The 22,641-nt window shown below is 56.4% G+C and carries 19 protein-coding genes; 6 read left to right on the forward strand and 13 right to left on the reverse strand.

Annotation, left to right across the window (positions count from 1 at the left end; genetic code table 11):
• Nucleotides 1-44 precede the first annotated feature (44 nt).
• Nucleotides 45-668 carry a carboxypeptidase-like regulatory domain-containing protein gene (locus B9A24_RS05340; protein WP_234997005.1) on the forward strand — a complete coding sequence of 208 codons (624 nt, stop codon included), beginning with the start codon at nucleotides 45-47 and terminating at the stop codon, nucleotides 666-668.
• Nucleotides 669-976: 308 nt separating this feature from the next.
• Complete coding sequence (locus B9A24_RS05345) at nucleotides 977-2,365, forward strand: NAD(P)/FAD-dependent oxidoreductase (protein ID WP_084444166.1); 1,389 nt, start codon at nucleotides 977-979, stop codon at nucleotides 2,363-2,365.
• Nucleotides 2,366-2,424: 59 nt separating this feature from the next.
• Here B9A24_RS05345 and B9A24_RS05350 read toward each other — a convergent pair whose 3' ends face one another.
• Entirely contained in the window at nucleotides 2,425-5,625 is a 3,201-nt protein-coding gene (locus B9A24_RS05350) for a TonB-dependent receptor (protein WP_084444144.1), read from the reverse strand.
• Nucleotides 5,626-5,965: 340 nt separating this feature from the next.
• On the opposite strand from B9A24_RS05350, the gene B9A24_RS05355 reads away from it, so the two are divergent.
• Complete coding sequence (locus B9A24_RS05355) at nucleotides 5,966-8,431, forward strand: bifunctional YncE family protein/alkaline phosphatase family protein (protein ID WP_084444145.1); 2,466 nt, start codon at nucleotides 5,966-5,968, stop codon at nucleotides 8,429-8,431.
• A 119-nt stretch (nucleotides 8,432-8,550) separates the two neighbouring features.
• On the opposite strand, the gene B9A24_RS05360 is transcribed toward B9A24_RS05355, so the two are convergent.
• From B9A24_RS05360 to B9A24_RS05380, 5 genes are all read right to left on the reverse strand, one after another.
• Entirely contained in the window at nucleotides 8,551-8,925 is a 375-nt protein-coding gene (locus B9A24_RS05360; protein ID WP_084444146.1) for a PH domain-containing protein, read from the reverse strand.
• A gap of 131 nt (nucleotides 8,926-9,056) precedes the next feature.
• On the reverse strand, nucleotides 9,057-10,379 hold the full coding sequence (locus B9A24_RS05365; protein WP_084444147.1) for a sensor histidine kinase: 1,323 nt from the start codon (nucleotides 10,377-10,379) through the stop codon (nucleotides 9,057-9,059).
• Nucleotides 10,376-11,086, reverse strand: coding sequence for a response regulator transcription factor (locus tag B9A24_RS05370; RefSeq protein WP_084444148.1), 711 nt, complete (start codon nucleotides 11,084-11,086; stop codon nucleotides 10,376-10,378). The genes B9A24_RS05365 and B9A24_RS05370 overlap by 4 nt, the downstream gene beginning before the upstream one ends.
• Nucleotides 11,087-11,235: 149 nt before the next feature.
• Nucleotides 11,236-13,614, reverse strand: a complete 2,379-nt coding sequence (locus B9A24_RS05375; protein ID WP_084444149.1) for a M1 family metallopeptidase — start codon at nucleotides 13,612-13,614, stop codon at nucleotides 11,236-11,238.
• Nucleotides 13,615-13,740: 126 nt separating this feature from the next.
• Nucleotides 13,741-14,334 (reverse strand): HupE/UreJ family protein, encoded by a 594-nt coding sequence (locus B9A24_RS05380; RefSeq protein ID WP_084444150.1) that lies wholly within the window; start codon nucleotides 14,332-14,334, stop codon nucleotides 13,741-13,743.
• A 229-nt stretch (nucleotides 14,335-14,563) separates the two neighbouring features.
• Here B9A24_RS05380 and B9A24_RS05385 point away from each other — a divergent pair, with 229 nt between their 5' ends.
• Nucleotides 14,564-15,019 carry a hypothetical protein gene (locus B9A24_RS05385; RefSeq protein WP_084444151.1) on the forward strand — a complete coding sequence of 152 codons (456 nt, stop codon included), beginning with the start codon at nucleotides 14,564-14,566 and terminating at the stop codon, nucleotides 15,017-15,019.
• A 74-nt stretch (nucleotides 15,020-15,093) separates the two neighbouring features.
• Here the strand turns inward: B9A24_RS05385 and B9A24_RS21990 are convergent, their stop codons facing one another.
• Entirely contained in the window at nucleotides 15,094-15,252 is a 159-nt protein-coding gene (locus B9A24_RS21990) for a hypothetical protein (protein ID WP_159451949.1), read from the reverse strand.
• A gap of 683 nt (nucleotides 15,253-15,935) precedes the next feature.
• Here B9A24_RS21990 and B9A24_RS05390 point away from each other — a divergent pair.
• Together B9A24_RS05390 and B9A24_RS05395 are read left to right on the forward strand one after the other, a co-directional pair.
• The gene (locus tag B9A24_RS05390; protein ID WP_084444152.1) at nucleotides 15,936-16,286 is read left to right on the forward strand and encodes a DoxX family protein; all 351 of its coding nucleotides are present in this window, start codon (nucleotides 15,936-15,938) and stop codon (nucleotides 16,284-16,286) included.
• 5 nt (nucleotides 16,287-16,291) lie between these two features.
• A complete protein-coding gene (locus tag B9A24_RS05395) occupies nucleotides 16,292-16,630 on the forward strand; it encodes a DoxX family protein (RefSeq protein WP_084444153.1) in 339 nt (112 codons plus the stop codon).
• A 152-nt stretch (nucleotides 16,631-16,782) separates the two neighbouring features.
• Here B9A24_RS05395 and clpB read toward each other — a convergent pair whose 3' ends face one another.
• From clpB to B9A24_RS05420, 6 genes are all read right to left on the reverse strand, one after another.
• Entirely contained in the window at nucleotides 16,783-19,398 is a 2,616-nt protein-coding gene (clpB, locus tag B9A24_RS05400) for an ATP-dependent chaperone ClpB (RefSeq protein WP_084444154.1), read from the reverse strand.
• Nucleotides 19,399-19,531: 133 nt separating this feature from the next.
• On the reverse strand, nucleotides 19,532-20,116 hold the full coding sequence (locus tag B9A24_RS05405; protein ID WP_143434769.1) for a hypothetical protein: 585 nt from the start codon (nucleotides 20,114-20,116) through the stop codon (nucleotides 19,532-19,534).
• Nucleotides 20,100-20,264 (reverse strand): hypothetical protein, encoded by a 165-nt coding sequence (locus B9A24_RS21995; protein WP_159451950.1) that lies wholly within the window; start codon nucleotides 20,262-20,264, stop codon nucleotides 20,100-20,102. Before B9A24_RS21995 ends, B9A24_RS05405 begins: the two co-directional genes overlap by 17 nt.
• 211 nt (nucleotides 20,265-20,475) lie before the next feature.
• Complete coding sequence (locus B9A24_RS21505) at nucleotides 20,476-21,432, reverse strand: HEAT repeat domain-containing protein (RefSeq protein ID WP_143434770.1); 957 nt, start codon at nucleotides 21,430-21,432, stop codon at nucleotides 20,476-20,478.
• Nucleotides 21,433-21,716: 284 nt separating this feature from the next.
• Nucleotides 21,717-22,121, reverse strand: coding sequence for a PIN domain-containing protein (locus B9A24_RS05415; protein WP_234997008.1), 405 nt, complete (start codon nucleotides 22,119-22,121; stop codon nucleotides 21,717-21,719).
• Nucleotides 22,118-22,369 (reverse strand): hypothetical protein, encoded by a 252-nt coding sequence (locus B9A24_RS05420; RefSeq protein WP_084444157.1) that lies wholly within the window; start codon nucleotides 22,367-22,369, stop codon nucleotides 22,118-22,120. The genes B9A24_RS05415 and B9A24_RS05420 overlap by 4 nt, the downstream gene beginning before the upstream one ends.
• Nucleotides 22,370-22,641 lie beyond the last annotated feature (272 nt).

A 22,641-nucleotide genomic window follows, 5' to 3' on the forward strand; every position in this document is an offset into this window, starting at 1 on the left:
TACATATTGTTTTAGCCACACTGGGGCTGTTACTAGTTCTGCTAATGCTGGCCCCCACTGCGAGCTATGCCCAGGGTCAACGGCGGGTAGTGCAGTTCTCGGGCATCGTGGCTACCGGCGACAGTCTGCTGGGCGTGCCGGGCGCGACGATATTTGTCCCCCAGGCCGGTCGGGGCACCGCCTCCAACACCTACGGCTACTTTTCGCTGCCTGTCCTTACCGGCGACAGCATCGTGATTCGCTCCCTGGGCTACCGCAACCAGTACGTTATTATCCCGCCCGATTATCCGCGCCAAAGCTATTCGGTTATCGTTTCGCTGCAGGAAGACGTGACAGTGCTGCCCGAAGTGCGCGTGTTTCCTTACGCCACGGAAAAGGAGTTTAAAGAAGCATTTCTGGCCCTGAGGCTGCCCAAAGAGCGCGGCAGCAGCGCCGCCAAAAACCTTAGTCCCGACGTGCTCCGCCAGATTTTCAACAACGCGCCCGTCACCAGCGCCGGCAACTATCGCCAGACGCTTCAGCAGCAGCAGCAAGGCTACGACCGCCGCATGGGCATGGGCCAGACGCCCCAAACCAACAACCCGCTGCTGAACCCCTTCAGCTGGCTGAAGCTGATTCAGCAGGTTAAAGATGGAGAGTTCAAGAAGAAGGAAGGCGTCGATTATTAAGTAATTCAATAAAATACTAGCTGGTCATACAGAGCATTCTGCGCATCCAGAAGCGACGAAGCATCTCGCCGGCGGTTGTAAGATTACTACTCCTTCTAAACACGCGAGATGCTTCGCTGTTGCTCTGCATGATCGATAGCATGACCGACAGATAGCGGAGGGGCCTAGCCGAACTGAATAAGCTCAACCATTCGGAAAACAGAACAACCAGCCAAGCGGTTTTACGGTAGAACACCTGATGCCGACGCCATATGGCAGCCGGCCAGTGCGGGCTTTTAGCCGTGCCTTACTCCTTGATTCTCAGTTTTATGGATACGAACCTTCCGGTTTCTTCCCATCCGCGCGTCGTGATTATCGGCTGCGGATTTGCGGGCTTGCAGCTGGCCAAAAAATTACGCCACGCGCCCGTGCAAGTGGTCGTCATTGACCGCAATAACTACCACAATTTTCAGCCTCTTCTGTATCAGGTAGCTACTGGTGCCCTGGAGGCGGACAGTATTGCTTACCCTATTCGCAAGATTTTCGCCGGCCAGAAAAACTTCTTCTACCGCATGGCCGACGTGCAGCGGGTGGAGCCCGCGCGTAATCTGGTGCATACCAGCGTGGGCGATATTCGCTACGATTATCTGGTCATTGCCACGGGCTCGCTCACCAATTTCTTCGGGATCGAAAGCATTGAGAAGAATGCCATGCAGATCAAGAGCATTCCCAACGCGCTGAATTTGCGGAGCTTTATTTTCCAGAATTTCGAGAAAGCCCTGCTCACCGAAAACCCCGAGGAGAAGCAGGCTCTATTGAATATCGTAGTGGTAGGCGGCGGCCCGACGGGCGTCGAAATCAGCGGTTCGCTGGCCGAAATGCGCCGGCATGTGCTGCCTAAAGACTATCCCGAGCTGGACTTGCAGCAGATGCAGGTGATTCTGGTGGAAGCGAGTCCAGCCGTGCTCGGCCCAATGTCGGCGAAGTCGCAGCAGGAGTCGAAGCGCTACCTGGAAGAGCTGGGCGTAATCGTGCGCCTGAATACCTCCATCAAACGGTTTGAAAACTGCCGGGCGTACTACTCCGACACCGAATATATTCCGACCGAAAATCTCATCTGGGCGGCGGGCGTGAACGGGGCTGAAGTACCTGGTTTGCCCCCCGAAGTGGTGGCCCGCAACAAGCGCATAAATGTAAACCAGTGGAACCAGGTGGAAGGCTTCCAGAACGTGTTTGCCATCGGCGACGTGGCTAATCTGGTAACCGAGGAAATGCCTAAGGGCATGCCTATGCTGGCACCGGTAGCGCAGCAGCAAGCCAGCTTGCTGGCCGAAAACCTGCAACGCCTCATGCGCAATGAAGCCCCCAGGAACTTCGAGTATGTCAACAAAGGCGTGATGGCCATCGTGAGCCGCAATAAGGCCGTGGTGGATTTGCCCAAAGACGTGCATTTCAGCGGTATTCTGGGCTGGTTTACCTGGCTCTTTGTGCACCTGATGACGCTGGTCGGCTTCCGCAATAAAGTCGTGGCCTTCGTAGACTGGGCCTTCAGCTACTTCAGCTCCGACCAGGCCCTGCGCCTGATCATTCGCCCCTTCAGCCGCCGCGACGTGAAGGACGACCAGGGTAAGAAAAAAGCCGAGCACCAGAACTCCACGCCCGAATACAACCCCACGCCGCCTGCTATTCAAGCGCCAATAGCGACCAAAATGGCGTAACGCACAAAAAAGCCCCCCAACTACATAGCTGGGGGGCTTTTTGTGCTGCCAACTGCTGGCTAAAACGCGTAGCGGGCACCAAGTTGAATCTGATAAGGGGTGCCGTTTTTCTGGATGACGCCCGTGCCGGAGTTGATGGTGTACGTGTATTGCTGGGTTGCCTGATTGAAGCCGGATACGTTCAGCAGATTTTGGTTGCCCAGGTTAAAATTGCCCCCCCAGTCTTTATTCAGCAGGTTGGCGAAGTTGAACACGTCAACGGACAATTCCAGCGACTGCGTTTTAAACGTCTTAATAGTTTTCAGCAAACGCACGTCCACCACGCCCGTCAGCTGCTTGTTCTCGCCGCCGTTGCGGTCCGCGATTTTTCCGAAGCTTTCGCGGATGTAGTCTTTAGCCCGGCTGTCCGACTCGTTCAGCAGGCGGTTGAGGTCGGCGCGAATATTTTCGGGCGTGCTGGGGTCATTCGGGTTGGGCACGAAGGCCAGGTCATTGCGGTTGCCGGTCTGGCCCACGAAGTCGCCGTTGATGTCGCCGGCCACCAGCAGGGAGTAGCGCGTGCCGCTGATGCCGCTGAAGCGGGCATTCAGGCTAAATCCTTTCCAGACCGGTGATACCCCGTAGAGCACCACTTTGTGGCGGAAATGATTATCGGAGTAGTTCAGCTCCGAGAGGCTGCGCGGGTCGCTCTTCACGGGCCGGAACGTGGAGGTGTTGGCCACGTTGCCGTTGTAGGAAGTGTTGTCGCGGGCATCATTCAGCGTATAGCTGGCGTTGAATGCCCCGATTTTGGGGAGCTCCACCTGCGCGTCCACGATGAGGGAAGCCGTGCGCAATTTGGCCCCATTGGTCAGAATCAGGGTGCGGCCCACCAGCGGGGAGCGGCGGCTGAGCACGTTGTTGGTCTGGCCGCGGCTCGAAATGGAGCTGGCCGGTACGAACACGCCCCGGTTCTCCTCGTTGGCCAGCCGGAAATCCGGCTCATCGCGCAGGTTGCCGTCCAGATACACGTAGTTGTTGTTGGTGCGCGACACCAGCGCGTTCACGCCCACCCGCAGCCACTCGTTCACGATGCGGTTGTAGCTCAGGTTGGCCTTGTACACGGTGGGCACCTCAAAGTTGGGGTCGGTCAGGTTGATGGTAGCTACTGACGTAGTGCCGGCCGGCACGCCCGGCACCGTGGCCGGGTCGCGGCGGTAGCTGGGGAAGTCGGGCCGGGGCACGGGGTTGGGCGCGGTGGCACTGTTGGGTCGGGTCACGTCGATGGCCGCGATCTGGGTGCCGTCGTTCTGGATATTGTTCAGTTGGGCATAGTTGATAACATAGGCCGAAAACACGCCCCCGCCCAACCGAAAGATATTGCGACTTTTGCCCCCCACGTCCCAGGTCAGCTGCAAGCGGGGCTGAATGTTGTTCCAGTCCGTAATCTGCGCGTCGGTGCGCAGGCCCAGCTCCTGTTCCACCAGCGGATTATAGGCGGCGGGCGTGAGGTAGCTGGTCACGTCGTAGCGCACGCCGAGCTGGGCGGTCAGATCGGGGTGAGGATTGTAGGAGGCCTGGGCAAATACCGACGCGTCCAGCACCGAGTGCTGCACGTCGGGAATGCCGTTCAGCGGCACCTCGCGGGCGTAGCGGGAAGGGTTGAGGTTATTAAACTCGCGCAGGCTGTTGAAGATAAAGCGCCCGTTCTGCTCATTGGACACGTAGTTATCCAGAAACGTGAGCATATTATCCGTGCCAAAAGTTAGGTTGAACCGGCCGGCCGTCAGGTAGCTCGTGTTCACCAATTGAACCTGATTTACCTGCTGAGTTTCGGGCGTGAAGCGCTGCCCGCCAAGCTGCACGTCGGTCTGGCCCGTGCGCCCGTCGGGCAGCACCGAGCGCACCGTCACGATGGCCCGCGGAATATTGGCCGCCGGCAGCTGGGGGTTGGGCTCAATGCCGTTGCGCGAGTACACGTACTGCACCTTCAGCTCATTCAGCAGCTTGCTGGAAAATGTGGAGCGCAACGACAGCGCCGTGCTGTTCTCGCGGGAGCTGAAGCCCGCCCAGGTTTCGTAGAGGTTGATGCGGGAGTTGTCGTTGGTGCTGACAGGGTTGTCCCAGTCGCTGTAGTTGTTGCGCAGCGTGAGGCGGTGCTTATCATTAATCTGCCAGTCGAGGCGCGCGAAAACCGTATTGGCTACGGTCTTGCGGTCAAACGAGCCGGTTTGGCGCTTATTACTCAAGCCGTACTTTTCCCGCCCTATAGTCAGCACGCTGTCCAGCACGCTGCGGGTAATACCCAGGGCCTGCTCGTCTTCGGGCAGCTGTATATCGGCAATGAAAAAGGGCGCGGCCTGCTGCTGCCGGTCCAGGGCCACGAAGAAGTGCAGCTTGTCCTTCACAATAGGCCCGCCCAGGCTAAATCCATACTGGGTCGTGCTGAAATCGGAGGTGCGCTTGTTGCCCCGAATATCGCGCGGATTGGCCAGCCAGTCGGCGCGGTGGTAAGTAAAAGCAGAGCCCGTAAAGGTGTTGGTGCCCGACTTAGTAGCCGCGCTGACCGAAGCGCCGCCCTGCCGGCCCTGGGTCACGTCGTACACGTTATAGGCCACTTCAAACTCCCGAATGGCTTCCAGCGACAGCGTGTAGGGCCCGCGCCCTATCGGCCCGCTGGTGAGCATATTGCGCGAGCTCAACCCGTCAATCAGGTAGTTGGTCGACGAGGGCAGCTGGCTGCCAACGCTGGTGCCATTGGAGGTCGGAGCCAGACTAGCCAAGCTGGTAAAATCGCGGTTGAGCGCTGGCAGGCGCCGGATAGCCTGCGCCGTGATGGCCGTGCTGCTACCCAGGCGGTCGACCCGGCTGGTCAGGGCATTCTCCGTCACGACTACCTCTTGGAGCTGCTCCGCCGCTTCGCTGAGCCGGAAGTCCGCCGTTATTCGGTCGCCCTGGTTCAGGGTGTAGCCCGTGCGCCGCTGGGGGGCAAATCCCACGAAGCTGACGATAATATCATAGGGACCGCCCAGGGGCAGCTGCCGAAAATCATAGCGTCCGTCGGTGCTCGTGGCCACGCCGGTCTGAAAGCCGGTCGAGTTGTTTTTGACCACGACGGTCGCACCGGGCACGGCCCCGCCCTGGGTATCCTCCACTACCCCCGCGATGGAGGCATCCGTAGACTGGGCCCGCAACGGACAAGTAAGCACGGTGAGCAGCACCCATAGCAGGCCGGTCAGCATCCACGGTCGTGGCCGAAAGGGGAGTAACGTGATTTTCATACGATTAGGAAAGAAGTAGGATGGATTGGCACCCAAAAGTATCTTGCCTTTGTAGGGTTTTATCTGCTTAATTTCATAATTCACCTAAGCTTGATATCCGCTTAATACTTGCTTCACATTGCGGCAGGATAAGTTATGTTTGCGTTAAGCTTCGGTGCTTTAGTAGCTTTATTCTATTTTTTAGTAGATAGCGAACTGCTTTTTCGCCGCTACATTTCCTTGACTAGTGTCGTATGAATGGTGGTATAAGCCGTAGAATTTCTGGTATTAATTCTGTGTTACCCTGTCATCTTCGGGCTGTTCCAGCGCGTACCTTCGTGGAGGATTAACCCTGCTGCCCATGAAACCTTCTGCCTTGCTTGCCCTGCTGCTGGGGTGGCTGCTCGCCGGCTGCGCCTCCAGCCCCCGCCCGTACGCGCCGACGGCGGTGGCACCCCCCGCTCCGCCGGTACTGCCGGGGCCGTTGCCCGCTACCCAGCAAACCCTGCTGCCCAACGGCTGGAAGCTTTCCCCGGTCGGTCAACAAGTTCCGCTCGGTGATTTGCCCCTGAATCTGGTGGTGAGTGCCAGCGGCCGGCTGGCGGCCGTTATCAATTGCGGCTGGGGGGCAAATTCGGTGCAGCTGCTGAACCCCACTTCCGGGGCCGTGCTCGACGAGCAAATTATCAAAGCCGGCTGGGTGGGACTGGCGTTTGGCCCCCAGGAAAAGATGATTTACGCCTCCGGGGGGCAAAAAAACCGCATTTACTGCTTCAGGATCGAAGGCCAGAAGCTGGTGCCCGACAGCGCCATCGTGCTGGGCGAGGCGTGGCCTAAGCAGAAGATCGGGGTGGCCGGCCTGGCCGTGGACGCGCGCCGCCAGCTGCTCTACGCCGTCACCCGCGAGGACAGCGCCCTCTACACTTTTGATTTGCGCACCCGCGCCCTGGTGCGCCGCCTGCCCCTGGGCAGCGAGGCCTACACCGCCGTTTTGGCTCCCGATGGCAATGCCCTTTACGTCTCGCTCTGGGGCGCGTCGGCCGTGGCCGTGTACGACCCGCGCCGGCAGCGCATCACGGCCCGCATTCCCGTCGAGAGCCACCCCAACGATATGCTGCTCAGCCGCGACGGGCGGCGCCTGTTCGTGGCCAACGCTAACAGCAACTCCGTGTCGGTGCTGGATACGCGCGCCGGCCGGGTCACCGAAACCCTGGTGGCGGCGCTGTTTCCCAACGCCCCGGCGGGCAGCACCCCCAACGGCGTCGCGCTCTCAGCCGACGAAACCCAGCTTTTCGTGGCCAACGCCGATAACAACTGCCTGGCCGTGTTCGACGTGCGCGAGCCGGGCAAGAGCACCTCGCTGGGCTTCGTGCCCACGGGCTGGTACCCGACGGCCGTGCGCACGGCGGGCACTACGCTGCTCATCGCCAACGGCAAAGGCAGCAGCTCCGCGCCTAATAGCGAGGATGGTCCCAATCCCCTCAAAAATGGCCCCCGGCCGACCCAGTACATCGCCGGGCTGCTGCGCGGCTCGCTCACGGTGCTGCCCACCCCCGATGCGGCCACGCTGGGGGGCTTTTCAGCCCAGGTATACGCCAATACGCCCTACACCAAAGCCCGCGAGCAGGCCCCCGACGTGCCCGCCGGCAACCCCGTGCCCCAGCGCGTGGGCCAGCCCTCGCCCATCAGGCACGTCTTTTATATTATCAAGGAAAACCGCACCTACGACCAGGTATTGGGCGATATGCCCGAAGGCAACGGCGACAAAAGCCTGTGTCTGTTTGGGGAGGACGTGACGCCCAACCACCACGCCCTGGCCCGCGAGTTCGTCCTGCTCGATAACTTCTACGCCGACGCCGAGGTCAGTGCCGACGGCCACAACTGGAGCACCGCCGCCTACGCCAATGACTACGTGGAGAAAACCTGGCCCAGCAACTACTCGGGCCGGGGCGGCAGCTACGACTACGAGGGCGGCCGGGGCGAAGTGGCCGTGCCCAAAGACGGCTTTATCTGGGACTACTGCCAGCGGGCCGGCGTGAGCTACCGCAGCTACGGCGAGTTCGTGACCCAGGGCAAAGCCACCGTCAAGGCCCTGGAAGGCCACGTCGCGGCCGATTTTCCGGGCTATAACCTGAGCATCCTGGACGTAGACCGCGAGAAAATCTGGGAGCGGGACTTCGACAAGCTCGTGGCGGCCGGGCAGGTGCCGCAGTTCCAGGTGATTCGGCTGCCCAACGACCATACGTCTGGGGCGCGGCTGGGAGCCCGCACGCCCCTGGCCTACGCCGGCGACAACGACTTGGCCCTGGGCCGCCTGATCGAGCATTTATCCCAGAGCCCGGTGTGGAAGGAGTCGGTGGTGATGATCGTGGAAGACGACGCCCAGAACGGCCCCGACCACGTAGATGCCCACCGCACGACGGCCTACGTGGCCGGCCCCCATGTGCGGCGCGGGGCGGTCGTGCACACCATGTACTCCACGGCCGGGATGCTGCGCACGATGGAGCTGATCCTGGGTTTGCCCCCCATGAGCCAATACGACGCGGCGGCCCGGCCCATGTGGGAGTGCTTCACCAGCACGCCCGACGCCCGGCCCTTCGTCGCCCGCCCCGCCCGCGTCGATCTGAATGCCAAGAACACGGCCCTGAACCGTAGCTCCCGCGAGGCCGAGAAGTTCGACCTCTCCCGCGAAGACGCTGCTCCCGACGTGCCCTTCAACGAGAATATCTGGCGCACCATCCGCGGCGAGCACAGCATAATGCCCGCCCCGCGCCGCAGCTCCTTCGTGCGCGTGGTAGCGGAGAAAGAGGATGAGGACGATGATTAAAGGATTTTCAACTAAACAGGCTCAGCATGACCGTCTGTTTAGTTGAAAATCAAAGCCGAAAAAAGCCCCCCAACCGCACGGCTGGGGGGCTTTTTTATGTGCTAAAAAGCGGGCTTCAGTTAAAGCGCATAGTCGGCCAGGGCCTTACTTATATCATAAATATTGCGGTCGTTGCGGAAGGTTTTGCTGATAGGCTCCGTTTGGCCGCGTACCCAGATTTTCAGCTCCGCGTCGAGGTCAAAATGGCCCGTGGTTTCCATCGCGAAGCGCTCGATGCTGCGGTACGGCACACTCAGAAATTCCTTCTTCTTACCGGTCATCCCTTGCTTATCGACCAGAATCAGGCGCTTATTGGTGAAAATAAGCTGGTCGCGGATGATGACGAAGGCCTTTTCTATGCGCTCATCCGTCGCCAGCAGGCGGGTGAGCTCCTGTTGTAATTCCTGCGCGTCGCTTTCCGAAGCGTTGCCGAGTAAACCGTCGAGAAGTCCCATAGTTGGTATAGAAGTGGTGGAAGACGAAGCTACAACGAAAGCAGGCGGCAAGCTAGTGAGCGTCAGATCAAAAAGGCGGTCACGATTGGCTCTCGAGTTATAACACTATTCCCCAAACAAGCAGAACCGCTCTATGCCGCAGGCGGCAGGTGCATACTAAATTCCGTCCCGTGTTGCAGATCAGATTTCACCTGAATCGGAATATGATGCAGTTGCGCGATGCTGCGCACCGCGGCCAAGCCCAGGCCGTAGCCCTCGGCCGCATCCTCATCGAAGCGGCGGAAGCGGTCGAAGACAAAGGGCAGATGCTCGGCGGGGATGGGCTTGCCGGTGTTGCTGATGCGCAGGCGGTAGCCACCGTCCGGCGTGGGCTGGCCGGTTAGCTCAATTTGTCCCCCGTATTGGTTGTACTTGATGGCGTTGCTGAGCAGATTGAAAAAAAGCGTAAAGATCAACGACCGGTTGGCGGGTGCCAAGGTAGGTTCGCCGCTCAGGCTCCAGCGGATAGTCAGGGCGCTGTCGTTGATGCGGTCTTCCAGCTCTTCGGCAACCTCGGTTACTACCCCGCGCACCGCTACCCGCTCGGTGCGGGCAAACTGGTTGTTCTCGACCCGCGAAATGAGCAGCAGCGTGCGCAGGGTCACCGTCATGCGCTGCAAGGTTTTCTGGGAGGTTACGAGCTGCGTTTCAGCTTCCTCGGGCAGATTTTCGGCCCGCAGCATATTCTCAAATCTGTTTTGCAGAAGAGAAATCGGAGTCAGCAGCTCGTGGGAGGCCGTGGCGATGAATTGCCGCTCCTGCTCAAACACCGACTGAATCTTGAGCAGCATCTGCTGAATGCTGGCATCCAGGTACTGAAAATCGGAGGTGCTGGTGCGCAGCGGCGGCGCGGCCAGCGGCGTGGGGCCCTGCACGGCCCGCAGCCGCTCCACGATGTGGTCGAAGGGCCGCAGCAGGTAGCCAATAACGCCCAGCTCCAGCAGCAGGGTGGTCAAAACCGCAAATACCAGAGCATATACGGCCAGGTTACGCAGCAGCTCATATACCTCCTGCACCGACTCAATGCTTTTGCCAATCTCGATAATGTACCGCAGGCCCTGGTAAGTAGCTGTATGCCGCAGCACCCGAAAATCTACCTCGCTACCCTGGCGCTGGCGGGGGAAAGTGCCGATGGTGTCGGGGGGCATTTTGGCGGTTACAGCCTGTAAATCGATAAATTCATCTTGCAGCAAATCATAGTGCGTGCGCCGCTGGGTCTGATTTTGGGGCAGGAACTCAAAGATGCCAACCTGCTCAATGCGGGTTTGCACCTGCCGCAGCTCCGTGCGCAGAGCCTCGTCGGTGTGGCGCAGCACCAGGGTTTGCACCAGCCAGGGCAGAATCAGCAGCAGCACGGCCGCCATCAGGCCCTTGGACAGCGTGGTGAGCAGGACTAGCTTTTGCTGAAGCTTCACGTCGTCGGGGCTGGTTCGTCTTCCAGCCGCAGGCGGTAGCCGATGCCACGCACCGTTTCCACCCAATCGGTAACAGGATCCTGCTGGGTTAGCTTTTTACGCAGGTTCTTGACGTGCACGTTGATGTAGTTCGAGTCGTGGTCGGCGCTGTCGTTGATGTTATTCCCCCAGATGTGCTCACTGAGCTGAAGCCGGGTGAGCACCTTGCCTCGGTGCAGCAGCAGGTAATGCAGTATCTCAAACTCCTTGCGCGTTACTTCCAGGGCGGTGTCGCCGTAGCGCAAAGTTCGGTCGCCCAGATTGAGCGTGAACTCGCCAAAGCCCAGCTTATCCAGCACCACGCCGTGCTTGCGCCGCGTCACGGCCTGCATCCGGGAGCCCAGCTCCAGGAGCGAATACGGCTTGGGGAGATAGTCGTCGGCCCCCAGATTAAGCCCATTAATACGGTCGTCGACCGAGCCGCGCGCACTCAGAATAATGATGGATGCCTTCTGGTTGCGCTCCTGTCGGGCCTGGGCCAGCAGCTGCAAGCCATCCTGGTCGGGCAGGCCCAAATCGAGCAGCACGAAATCGTACTCGTTTACAAATAGCTTCTCCGACGCCTCGCGCCCCGTGCGGGCGAAGTCGCAGTGGTAGTGCTCGTTATAAAGAAACAAACCCAACTCCCGCGCCAGCGCCCGGTCGTCTTCGATTATAAGGACATTCATACAGCTAAAGAAAGCCAAAAGATAGCAAGCGTGTGGCATCAGCCCGGCCGGGCACACCCGAACCAAGCGCTAGGGCTTTTTATGATGCTTTAAACAAAAACAGCCACCCGTTCGGGGTGACTGTTTTTGTTTTCACTAACGCATGATTTCTAATTCGTGCCACCGCCCGTAGCGCCGCTGCTGGCGGGCACGGCTGGCTGCGTGGCGCTGGGCTGCGTCTGCATGGGGTTGGACTGCGGGCGCTGCTGTTGCTCGAACAGCTCGAAGCGGCTGGGGGCCAATTTGCGCGGGTAGGCGTTGTTGCTCAGGTCGGTGTCGGCGGTTTGCAGGAAGGGGTCGAGGGTGAAGGCCACCACGGGCTTGTCCGTCACGAATACCTTGGTCACCTGCTCGTTGTTGCGCCGCCAGATTTCGGCCGGAATGTTCACGATTTCCTGCTTGCCGTCCTCGTAGGTCATCTGCACGATGACGGGCATTACCAGGCCGCCGATGTTACGCAAACCTACTTCATAGAAGTGCAAGCCTTCGTTGAGGCGCTTCTGCTGCTCGGGCTTCAGCGTCTTCACGTACTGCTGGTAGCGCTGCTTGTCGGCCTCGGTGGTGGCGATGGGATCGTAGGAGTTATAAAAATCCTTGAGGCCGGGCTTGTCGTTGTCTACCAGTGTGCGCTTAATGTCTTGCAGGTTGCGCTGCTGGGAGAGCGTCTTTGGCTCGGCGTTCAACTCCTGCCGCTTGCGGGCATTCTCAATTTCGGGGTTTTTGGAATCGACCGTGTACCACTTCACGCCTTCGATGGCGAGGTCGGTGCGGTCGTTGGTGTAAAACCAGCCGCGCCAGAACCAGTCGAGGTCAACGCCTGAGGCATCTTCCATGGTGCGAAAAAAGTCGGCGGGCGTGGGGTGCTTGTAGGCCCAGCGGCGGGCGTATTCCTGGAAAGCATAGTCGAATAGCTCACGACCCATGATGGTTTCGCGCAGCATATTCAGGCCGGTAGCGGGCTTACCGTAAGCGTTGTTGCCGAGCTGCAATACCGACTCCGAGTTGGTCATGATCGGAGTTTGCAGGCTCTTATCCATGCGCATATAATCCACGATTTTGGCTGGCTCGCCGCGGCGCGATGGGTAGTTGCGCTCCCATTCCTGCTCCGAGAGATACTGCATGAAGGTGTTCAGGCCTTCGTCCATCCACGTCCACTGCCGCTCGTCGGAGTTCACGATCATGGGGAAGAAGTTATGCCCTACTTCGTGAATAATCACCGAAATCAGGCCGTATTTCGTGCTGGCCGAGTAAGTGCCATCCTTCTCAGGCCGGTAGCCATTAAAGGAAAGCATAGGGTATTCCATCCCGCCAATAGAGCCGTGCACCGAAATAGCCACCGGGTATTGGTAGGGAATGGTGCGCTTGGAATAGGTTTTGAGCGTGTGCGCCACGGCCTCCGTCGAATACTGGCCCCACAGCGGATTGCCCTCCTTGGGGTAGTACGACATCGCTACAATCGGCTTGCCTTCAATCTTCAGGCCCATGGCATCCCAGATAAACTTACGGGAGCTGGCGAAAGCAAAGTCACGAACGTTTTTGGCAACGAAATTCCAGGTTTTAGTGCCTTTGGCGCGGCCTTTTTCGGCTTGCTCCGCCTCGGCCTGCGTCACGATGACGACAGGCTTGTTTGCACTCGTAGCCTGCGCTAAGCGCTTGCGCTGGGTAGCCGACAGCACCTGATCGGGGTTCTGGAGCGTGCCGGTAGCGCCGACCACATGGTCGGCGGGAGCGGTGATGCTTACTTTGTAGTTGCCGAAGGGCAAGGCAAACTCCCCGCTGCCCAGGAATTGCTTGTGCTGCCAGCCGTTTACGTCGTCGTACACGGCCATGCGGGGATAGAACTGCGCGATTTCGTAGAGGTAATTTTTATCCTCGGGGAAATACTCGTAGCCCGAACGACCACCGAGCTTGGGCTGGTCGTTAATGTTGTAGCGGTAGGCAATGCTGAAGGTGAAAGACTGTTTGGGCTGCAAAGGTTGGGGCAGATCCACGCGCATCATGGTGTGGTTTACTACGTGCGACAGGGCCTTGCCGCCCTTCTGCTTCACCGACTCAATCTTGTACCCGCCGTCAAAATCGGCGCGGGCCAGGTAGTCCATGGCTCCAAACGACATACGCGGCTGCAAATCAGCCGTCTGCGTGGAGGTGGTCATGGAGTTTTCGGCGTAGATATTCTGGTCGAGCTGCACCCACAGGTAGGTCAGCACGTCGGGCGAGAGGTTGGTGTAGGTAATGTCCTCGGTGCCCGAAATGGCTTGCTTCTCGTCGTCGAGCCGCACGTTGATGTCGTAGTCGGCGCGCTGCTGCCAGTACTGGGAGCCCGGCGCACCCGATGCGGTCCGAAACGTGTTGGGCGTAGGCAGCTCGGTGCCGAGCTGGGCAAACTTGTCGGTGCCGGAGTTGGTGTTCTGAATGGAAGGCGTTTGCGCCAGCAAGGGCGCGGCGCTCAGGCCAACGCTGCCCAACAGCAGCAGAATATTTTTCAGCATAAAAACAGGTGGAAGACGCGGAGGATGGAAAGCAAATTTACGGAAAACCGCGTAACGAATCCGCAACAGATAATCTCTTTAAAGTACCGCTGCACAAACCTCGTATTTGCCCCCCAGAATACGATATTAATCAGTGAAGTTCCCCAGCAGTAAAATAACGGCAATGCCGGCCGCGGCTCCACTCACCACCAGCACCCAGTCGCGACGGGCCGCCCGAAACACGCGTAGGATGATGAAGCCCAGGACCAGAATAAGGGCCACAATGAGCAGTTGGCCCATCTCCACGCCTATATTGAAAGCTAGCAGTTCCAGCACTGGCCGCGTATTCTGCCCTAATAGCTCGCGCAGATAGCTTGAGAATCCTAACCCGTGTATCAGCCCAAAAACGGCCGCCAAAACATTGGGTAAGGTTACGACGATGGGCTGATTGCGCTTGAAGTCGCGCCCGGCGCGGCTCATATTTACTAGGCAGGTAAGCAGGATGGTTATCGGAATCAAGACCTCAATCAGCCCCGCGCTATACTGCACAAAGCCCAGCGTGGCGAGTGCCAGCGTGATGCTGTGGCCCACCGTGAAGCTCGTAACCAAGGCCACCACCCGGCGCCAGTCGCTGAGTACATAGGGCGCGCACAGGGCCAGCAGGAACACCAGATGGTCGTAGGCCTGCAGGTTGAAGATGTGGAAAAAGCCGAGCTGGAGATAAGTCGAGAAAACGGACATGCAGCAAAGCTAATATTTATTCTAATGTCTGCTTTTTGAGTAAAAAAGTAATAATTACTATTTTTTAAAGAATAATATGTATTGTATATTCTGTTCGCGAGTGAAAAATATTCTTACTCGGGCTATGTATAACGAGAAAGTTAATTTTATCTGTCGATTGGATTTTTGTCTTTTAACAATATGAGTCATAGTTTGCACTATCTTTCTCTTTATTCATTTATCTCTTTCAATGTCAAAACTTATAATCTCCGCTGCCGTGGCGGCCTGTCTGTTTTTCACTGCTGGCTCAGCGGTAGCCCAAACAACTGAAACTACTGCCGCTCCCGCAGTTGCGACTTCTGGTATTATTGCTCCGGCTGCCTTTTCATCCGACAGCTTGCAGGCCGTACAAAAGCTATTTAAGAGCCGCCGTACGGGCGCCGTTTTGCTGGCCGTTCCCGGTGGCTATGTCTTTGGAGCAGGCTTAGCTAATGTACAGGAAGGAGGCATTTCGTCCATGCTTATAGGTGGTGTCTTGGCTGGGGTCGCTATTAATAAAGAAGCTCGGTTCAATAAGAAAAAGGAGAGCGAGATGCTCACCGCTTACCAGCAAGGCCAGCCCCTGCCGGCGTATGTCCGCAAGCGGATCAAGAACAAGCATATGAAAGGCACGAAGCCAGTGGAGGCTACTGCCCAACGGCCCTAATAGGTTTGTAAGCCACAAAAAAGCCCCCCAGACAGACTCTGGGGGGCTTTTTTGTGGCTTGTTAGCTTAAGAAGCTACATAAACGTAACCTTCACGATTTCAAAAAACGGCGACGTGGCTGTATAAGGATACAGCACATAGGCATCGGTGAGGCTGCGACGGGTGATGGTAGTAGGGCCGGTAGCGCTGGCTTTGCCCGTCGCGGCGGTAGAGCAGCCTACCGCGTCCACCATAGCGGCCCCTGTTAGTCATATGTCGGACAGCTTGCGGCAAGCGGTGCACAGACTGTTCAAGTGGGGCCGCTTGTATGGTAGCGTGGGAGCGGTCAGCGGCGGGTTCTTAGTGTCTGGCGCAACAGGTTATATAGCGAGAGGTGATGATAACTGGGCAACGGGGGTGGATTTGGCACTGGGGGTTAATGCCCTAGCAATGGATAGTATCAGCATGGTACGCTTCAGCCGCTGCCGCCCTACGTAGCTACCTGGCTGCCGCTGGCTTACAAAAAGAAGAAGTAATCCTTCACTTTCGCTAGCGAAGCCAGCCATCACGGAACGCCTCCTACAAGGGCGCTCTTCCGGTTAGTAAACTGCGTGGTCCCTCCACTGGCCCCACTAATTTGTTTCAGCGGGGCCAGTTAGGCATTTGCCATTGGTAGCCAACACGATGGCCGGCGGGGGCGGCCATTGGGGAAGTAGCCCAGGCAGCCTTCCCCTGCGCTGCCGGCTGAACATTAACAGCCCGTCCGTGCTTTACCAGGTGGCATTCCGCTGATAGATCCCGCATCCTGTGTCTGGCAGTAAGGCCGTGTGCTGGGCTTACTGCTTGAGGCTGGCTACGAACTGGGTTTGTGGGCAGAAATAAGCTTTCGAGTGCCTGAGCACAAGTGGTTTCAGCCGGACGTATACTTAACCTGACAATGAGCGCAATAGTCATAACAGCCCAGATTATAGTTGCCCTTTCGATAGTCGTTGTGTGGGTATTTCGCTTCGATAATATCGTGCAGGAGTTCAGGCAATATGGACTACCCGATTTGGTGCGCACGATGGTCGGCGCTACCAAAATAGTTTTAGCCACCTTGCTGATCGTGGGTATTTGGTATCCGTCCCTAGTGGTTATTCCTGCTTTATTGATGGCCTTTTTGATGCTCTGCGCGCAGGTTGCTCACATTAAGGTGAGAAATCCTTGGTATAAATATTTACCGTCTTTATTTCTATTGCTGTTGTCACTCTTCATTGCTGGCACCTACGCGGGCATAATTACCGTTTAGGCCCAATGGATACTATTCCTATTTGGCTATCAAGCATCTCTTTCTTTTTTTTTGGGATCAGCTATTTCACTTCTCAATACCTCAAGGACGAATTCAAACGCTACGGCCTGGAAAAGTTCGGTCCACTAACGGCAACACTACAAATAATGGGTGCGGTTGGCTTATTGGTAGGCCTCAAAATTCCCCTGATCCTATCAGTAGCATCCGGCGGCTTAGCCATTTTAATGCTGTTGGGATTTGGCGTTAGAATTAAAATCAGGGACGGATTCTGGCTTTCGTTGCCCTCGTTGCTTTTCGCGTTATTGAATGGCTATATCCTGTATAATTCACTGCAAATCACTTAGCTTGTTTTAAGGTTAGCAACACAAAAATGAGGCTGTAGAAACAGCACATAGAGGCCCAATATTTCTTTGGTTGGCTTTGGTTTATGCTGCCATGAAAAAGCCCCCCAGCATCTCGCTGGAGGGCTTTTTATTGCTTGAACTAAGAACCGCACTTACACGCCCGGAATTTCCACATTCACGTTGTTGAAGTGAATGTGTCCGTCTTCCAGCACCGCTTCCACTACCGCGTCTTTACTTACGCGGCCCGAGAGAATATCTTTCGACAGCTCGTTCAGAACCAAGCGCTGCAATACACGCTTCAGCGGCCGCGCCCCGAACTGCGGGTCAAAGCCCTGCTCGCCGAGGAAGTCGAGCACCTCATCGGTGGCTTCCAGCCGGATACCGGCCTCGTTCAGGCGCTGCTGAATCTGCTTGAACTGAATATCCACGATGCGGCGGATTTCCTTGCGCTTCAGCGGCTGGAACATCACGATTTCGTCGATGCGGTTCAGGAACTCGGGGCGCATGTGCTGGCGCAGGCGCTCGATTACCTCTTCGCGGGTGCGGTCCACCACTTCGTCGTGGTTGTACTCGTTCAGCTCTTTGAAATTCCGCTGAATCAGGTCGGCGCCCGTGTTGGAAGTCATGATGATGATGGTGTTCTTGAAGTTCGCCACCCGGCCTTTGTTGTCGGTGAGGCGACCATCATCCAGCACTTGCAGCAGGATGTTAAACACATCAGCATGCGCCTTCTCAATCTCGTCGAGCAGAATCACGGAGTACGGCTTGCGGCGCACGGCTTCCGTTAGCTGACCACCCTCGTCGTAGCCCACGTAGCCGGGAGGCGCTCCAATGAGGCGCGACACGGCGTGGCGCTCCTGATACTCGCTCATGTCGATGCGCACCATGCTGTTCTCATCGTTGAACAGATACTCCGCTAAAGCCTTCGCCAACTCGGTTTTACCCACACCAGTCGTACCCAGGAAGATAAACGAGCCAATCGGCCGCTTGGGGTCCTGCAAACCCGCCCGCGAACGGCGCACGGCATCGGAAATGGCCGCAATAGCTTCGCTCTGGCCGGCCACGCGCTTGCCTAGCTCTTGCTCTAGGTTCAGCAGCTTCTCGCGGTCCGATTGCAGCATCTTGCTCACCGGAATGCCGGTCCACTTGGCTACTACTTCGGCAATATCCTCGTGGGTCACTACTTCCTGCAGCATCGAGCCGCCGTCTTTGTTGGCGTTGGCTTCGTCCTGCAATGTTTTGAGCTTGGCTTCCGCTTCCTGAATCTTGCCGTAGCGCAGCTCCGCCACGCGGCCGTAGTCGCCCTGGCGCTCAGCCTGCTCGGCTTCGACCTTAAAGCGCTCAATGGCTTCCTTCTGCTCCTGAATATTAGTGAGTATCGATTTCTCGTTTTCCCACTGCGCTTTCAAAGAGTCACGCTTGGCGGTCAGCTCGCTCAGTTCCTTGTTGAGCACGTTCTCGCGGTCGTGGTTTTCTTCCCGACGAATGGCTTCACGCTCAATTTCCAGTTGCATAATGCGGCGCTGCACCTCGTCCAGCTCCACAGGCATAGAGTTCAGCTCGATACGCAGTTTTGCTGCCGCTTCGTCCATCAGGTCGATGGCTTTGTCGGGCAGGAAACGGTCGGTGATGTAGCGGCTGCTCAGCTCCACGGCAGCAATTACGGCGTCGTCGGTGATGCGCACGCCGTGGTGCAGCTCGTACTTCTCCTTGATGCCGCGCATGATGCTGATGGCGTCCTCAATGCTGGGCTCGTCCACCATCACCGCCTGGAAACGACGCTCCAGCGCCTTATCCTTCTCAACGTATTTCTGGTACTCCTTGAGCGTGGTAGCGCCAATAGAGTGCAGCTCGCCCCGCGCCAGGGCCGGCTTGAGCAGGTTGGCCGCATCCATCGCACCTTCGCCGCCCGCGCCGGCCCCAATCAGCGTGTGCATCTCGTCGATGAACAGGATGATCTGGCCGTCGGAGTCGGTTACTTCTTTGATGACGGACTTGAGGCGCTCCTCAAACTCGCCCTTGTATTTGGCCCCCGCAATGAGCAGGCCCATATCCAGCGACATGATGATCTTGTCCTTGAGGTTTTCGGGCACGTCGCCGGCCACGATGCGCTGGGCCAGGCCCTCCACAATGGCGGTTTTGCCCACGCCCGGCTCACCCAGCAGCACCGGGTTGTTCTTGGTGCGGCGCGACAGAATCTGGAGCACCCGACGGATTTCTTCGTCGCGGCCAATCACCGGGTCCATCTTGCCGGTGCGCACCTGCTCGTTGAGGTTGCGGGAGTAGCGGTTGAGGCTCTGGTACTGGTCCTCGGCGGTTTGGCTGGTCACCTTGCGGCCCCCGCGCAGCTCCTTAATAGCAGCCTTCAGGTCTTTTTCGTTGAAGCCTGCATCCTTCATCAGGGTAGCTACGGCATCTTTGCCCCCCAGCAGCCCCAGCAGCAGGTGTTCCACCGATACATACTCATCCTCAAACTCCTTGAGGAAGCCGGTAGCCCGCTGCAAAGCCGCGTTGGCATCATTCGCTATATAAGGTGAGCCGCCGCTTACTTTCGGATAAGCAGCAACCAACGCATCAAGCCGGGGCGTGAGAATATTCAGGTTCACGCCCAGCTTCTTAGCCAAAAACGACAGCACATTCTCGTCGCTCTGGAAGAGGCCCTTCAGCAGGTGGCCCGTCTCAATGGCCTGCTGCTGATTGCCCCCAGCAATTTCAGTGGCCTTCTGCACGGCCTCCTGCGCCTTGATCGTATAATTATTAAAGTTCATGGCTGCTAGGTCTTAAGTAGGTGCTTCGGGTTAGGAAGTTCTACGAGAGGCATAGCAAACGGGGTGCGGAAGAGCTTTTGCTGACTTTTTGGCGGGATTTAACGAAGTAATTTCAACGAAAGCAGACGAAATTTCAGTTGGTGTCCTTCTCCCGCAACGCATCCGATTTAGTCTGGTCAAGTGCCTGTGGAATAATATATAGCTCCCGAAACATTTGTTCCACCTGCGGCAATAGGTCTGGTTCAGCGTTCGTTTTATTTTCCAGGAAATATGCGCTGATTTCAGGCATCGGATGGTGCCGAAACGATGTAGTGCCCACAAAGGTCACGACGGACTGGAAGTATACCCGGAAACGTTTCGTGCGTGCTATGTCTTCACCTGCCAACGCCTCACCAACGAAACCGGCCGACGCCAGCGGGTCGCGGCGTATAATATCAGCAAACACCCGCAAGCAGGTGCTCAGGATACGAAAAGCGTCGCCGTCGTGTACCAGGAGTTTGAAGCGGTTATGAGAATGCTTGAGGGATAACGGATAGAACTTTAGCACATACACATGATGCTGATACTGCTCGGCCTCCACCACGTAGCGACGGTTCTTACGAGTTCGAAACGTATAAAAATGCGTGCAAACCAAAGGGCCATCCTGATGGGACGGCCCTTTGCGGTAGATAAACGAGTATCCTTCGCCGGGTAGGCGCGGCTCAAATGAGGTAGGCATAAGCGTTGCGACGCAGGCGTTTCAGCTCTTCTTCGCTAAGTGTGTCGAAGGTAAAGCGTTTGGCGTATTCGCGGGCCTGGGCTAAGCGCTGCTCTTTGGTGAGCTTGGTACTATCGGTTGGTTTGGAAGTATTGTCGGTGGTGCCCATGATGCAGCGGAGTTAATAGCTGTATTACTGCGAAGGTACGGTAAAAGGTTCAGCAGGTGATTCGCTCTGACGGTGCGGACGGATTCGCTGCATAGCTGCTCAAGTGTAGTAGTCACTCGGCACAGCCGAGCGACTGCGGGTTTCTTCGAATTGAATCAGACAAAAAAGCAGTATGAGCTACACTTCGGCCTTTAACATATTGAGTCGGTTTCTACAACTGTGCGGTTAGCTTAGCTAAAGCATCCTTTACTGTTGGAATGTTAGTGCAAACTCTTGGGTCCATAATATTTCCGCCGAAACCAGTTTTTTCATCAGAGGCTTTTTTAAGTAGCCTCTCTAAGTCTGTCTTCAACTCTTTTGGGTTATAAGAGGCCAGCGTCCAAACAGCTACCGTTTTGGGGAAGTCCTCTGTTGCTTGATCGTTAAGCAGAGCTAATAGTTGCTGCTTTGATTCTGGCGTGTTGATACTCGTAAGGGCACGAGCAGCACTCAACTGAGCATGAAAATTACTAGTATCGTGTAGGAAAGGGAGAGTAAGTATATAGTTACTGCTCAAACTTAAGTGGAACATTGTTTCTAAGGCCACATGCTGTAAAAAGAACGTGTCCATTCCTTCTTCGTCAATTTTAGCAGGTGCTAAAGCAAGTGACTTTTTAATGAAGCCATCAATATAAGCTCTATCAAAATCTTGGCCGTGGTATTTGCGAAAAATAGCAGTCATAGTAGGCTCGTATACAACCTGTGGAACAGATGCTTGGTGGTAGCTATGGCGGTATGTAGCCCGAACATTCTTCTTCCATACAGCAGCGAACCCCGAAGTCGGGGTTGCAATGCTATATGCACCTGCTGTATTTTTCTTTAAAAAGAAGTAACACGTGTCAGTTCTTTCAAAGTGAAATTCAGGTCCGTGTCCATCGGAGGAGCTACAGATATCAAGCTGATAGAAATCATTTATAGTAATGGTACCTGAAAGATTGCTGCCATCTAGTGAACGAATAATTGTAGCAATTACTCCTTTATCAGGGTCAGAAGAGGTTACTTTAGTTAAGACGAAGAAATCAGCATTCTTTACTACTTGTTCGTGCCAAGGCTCATTCCATGTAAGAGCAAATACAGAGCGGCTGCCAAAAAGTGACAGGATAAACAAAGTAGTAAAGATCAGACGCATGGCTAGGGGCTTGTATGAAGTGAGATTGGGGGGTCTGAAAAGGTAGATGGCTTACCTGACTGGAGCGTAGCGACAAGCTACGTAAGAACAAGCTCGGCTGCAAGCGACGTAGACGGAGGGAGGCGCAGCCTCCCGGCAAAGGATGGTACGAGTTACGCTACGCTAAACTCGCGCCAGGGCAACCAGTTTCTTCAATCATCTGTAAGCTGCGGGCGTGGCGGGGGAGGTGCGTGGTTGCTAAATAGTGCCTGCAGGACCAGCAGGAGCAAGCATAGATACCAAGTCTAAATCGTCATCAATCCAGTTTTCCAACCGAATTTCCTGCAGTTCCGTGAAGTAGCGGGTGTTACGGGTGACGAGCGTGAGGCCGTGCAGCCGATGAGCAGATCAAAATCATCAACTAGGCGGCCGATGCTGCGGAGGCGGGCTTTTTCCTGGGCGTAGAGTTCGAAACCGTCAGCTACCAGTAAAATATGACCGGCAAAAGCCTGGCGCAGGATGTCGAGCGAGTGACGATTAGCAACTTGCTTCGTAGATGCGCTTTTAGCTACCCCGTATAACATCTCGGCAATAGTTAACTCACTGATAAAGCAATTTTCAGGGCCAACCTGCTGTAGTTTCTGTCGCAGCCCAAACTCATCTTTCGACCAGTGAATACAAATATTGGTGTCCAGTAGAAATTGACTCATAAATTCACTTCCCGGTCACGAAAGTGACGGTCTTCTTGCAGCTGGCGGGCTAGCTCGGTTCCATCTTCTTCAGACTGCCAGGAACCGGCAAACTCCTCGAACAACCGCGCCCGCTCCGCTGGCGGGATACTAGTCGTGGAAGTAATTGGGGTAGGAGTAGCTTTTACACCTAACCGTTGCGCCAGACTAAGCAGTAGCTGCAAGTCTGTTTCGTTTGTGGGCTCAAGTAGCAAGGCAATAGTTGGCATAGTAGGAATAATAGTTGGTAACTAAGATACAGCTAAATCCTCTCATCCCCCAACTGGTGCGAGCGACAAGCGACGCCAGAACCAACTCGGCTGCAAGCGGCGCGAACGGTGGGATACGCAGCTTCCCAAATATCAATTGATACAAGTTACAATGCGCTAAACTCGCGCTAGTAGCAGTGGCTGGAGTAGCAAGCAAAAACGCCCCGGAACCTGTGTGGTTGCGGGGCGTTTCTCTTTGATTTTCGATTAATATCTCTAGCCCGTGGCGGCTT

Origin of the sequence: Hymenobacter roseosalivarius DSM 11622, from assembly GCF_900176135.1 — a bacterium.
GTDB lineage: Bacteria > Bacteroidota > Bacteroidia > Cytophagales > Hymenobacteraceae > Hymenobacter > Hymenobacter roseosalivarius.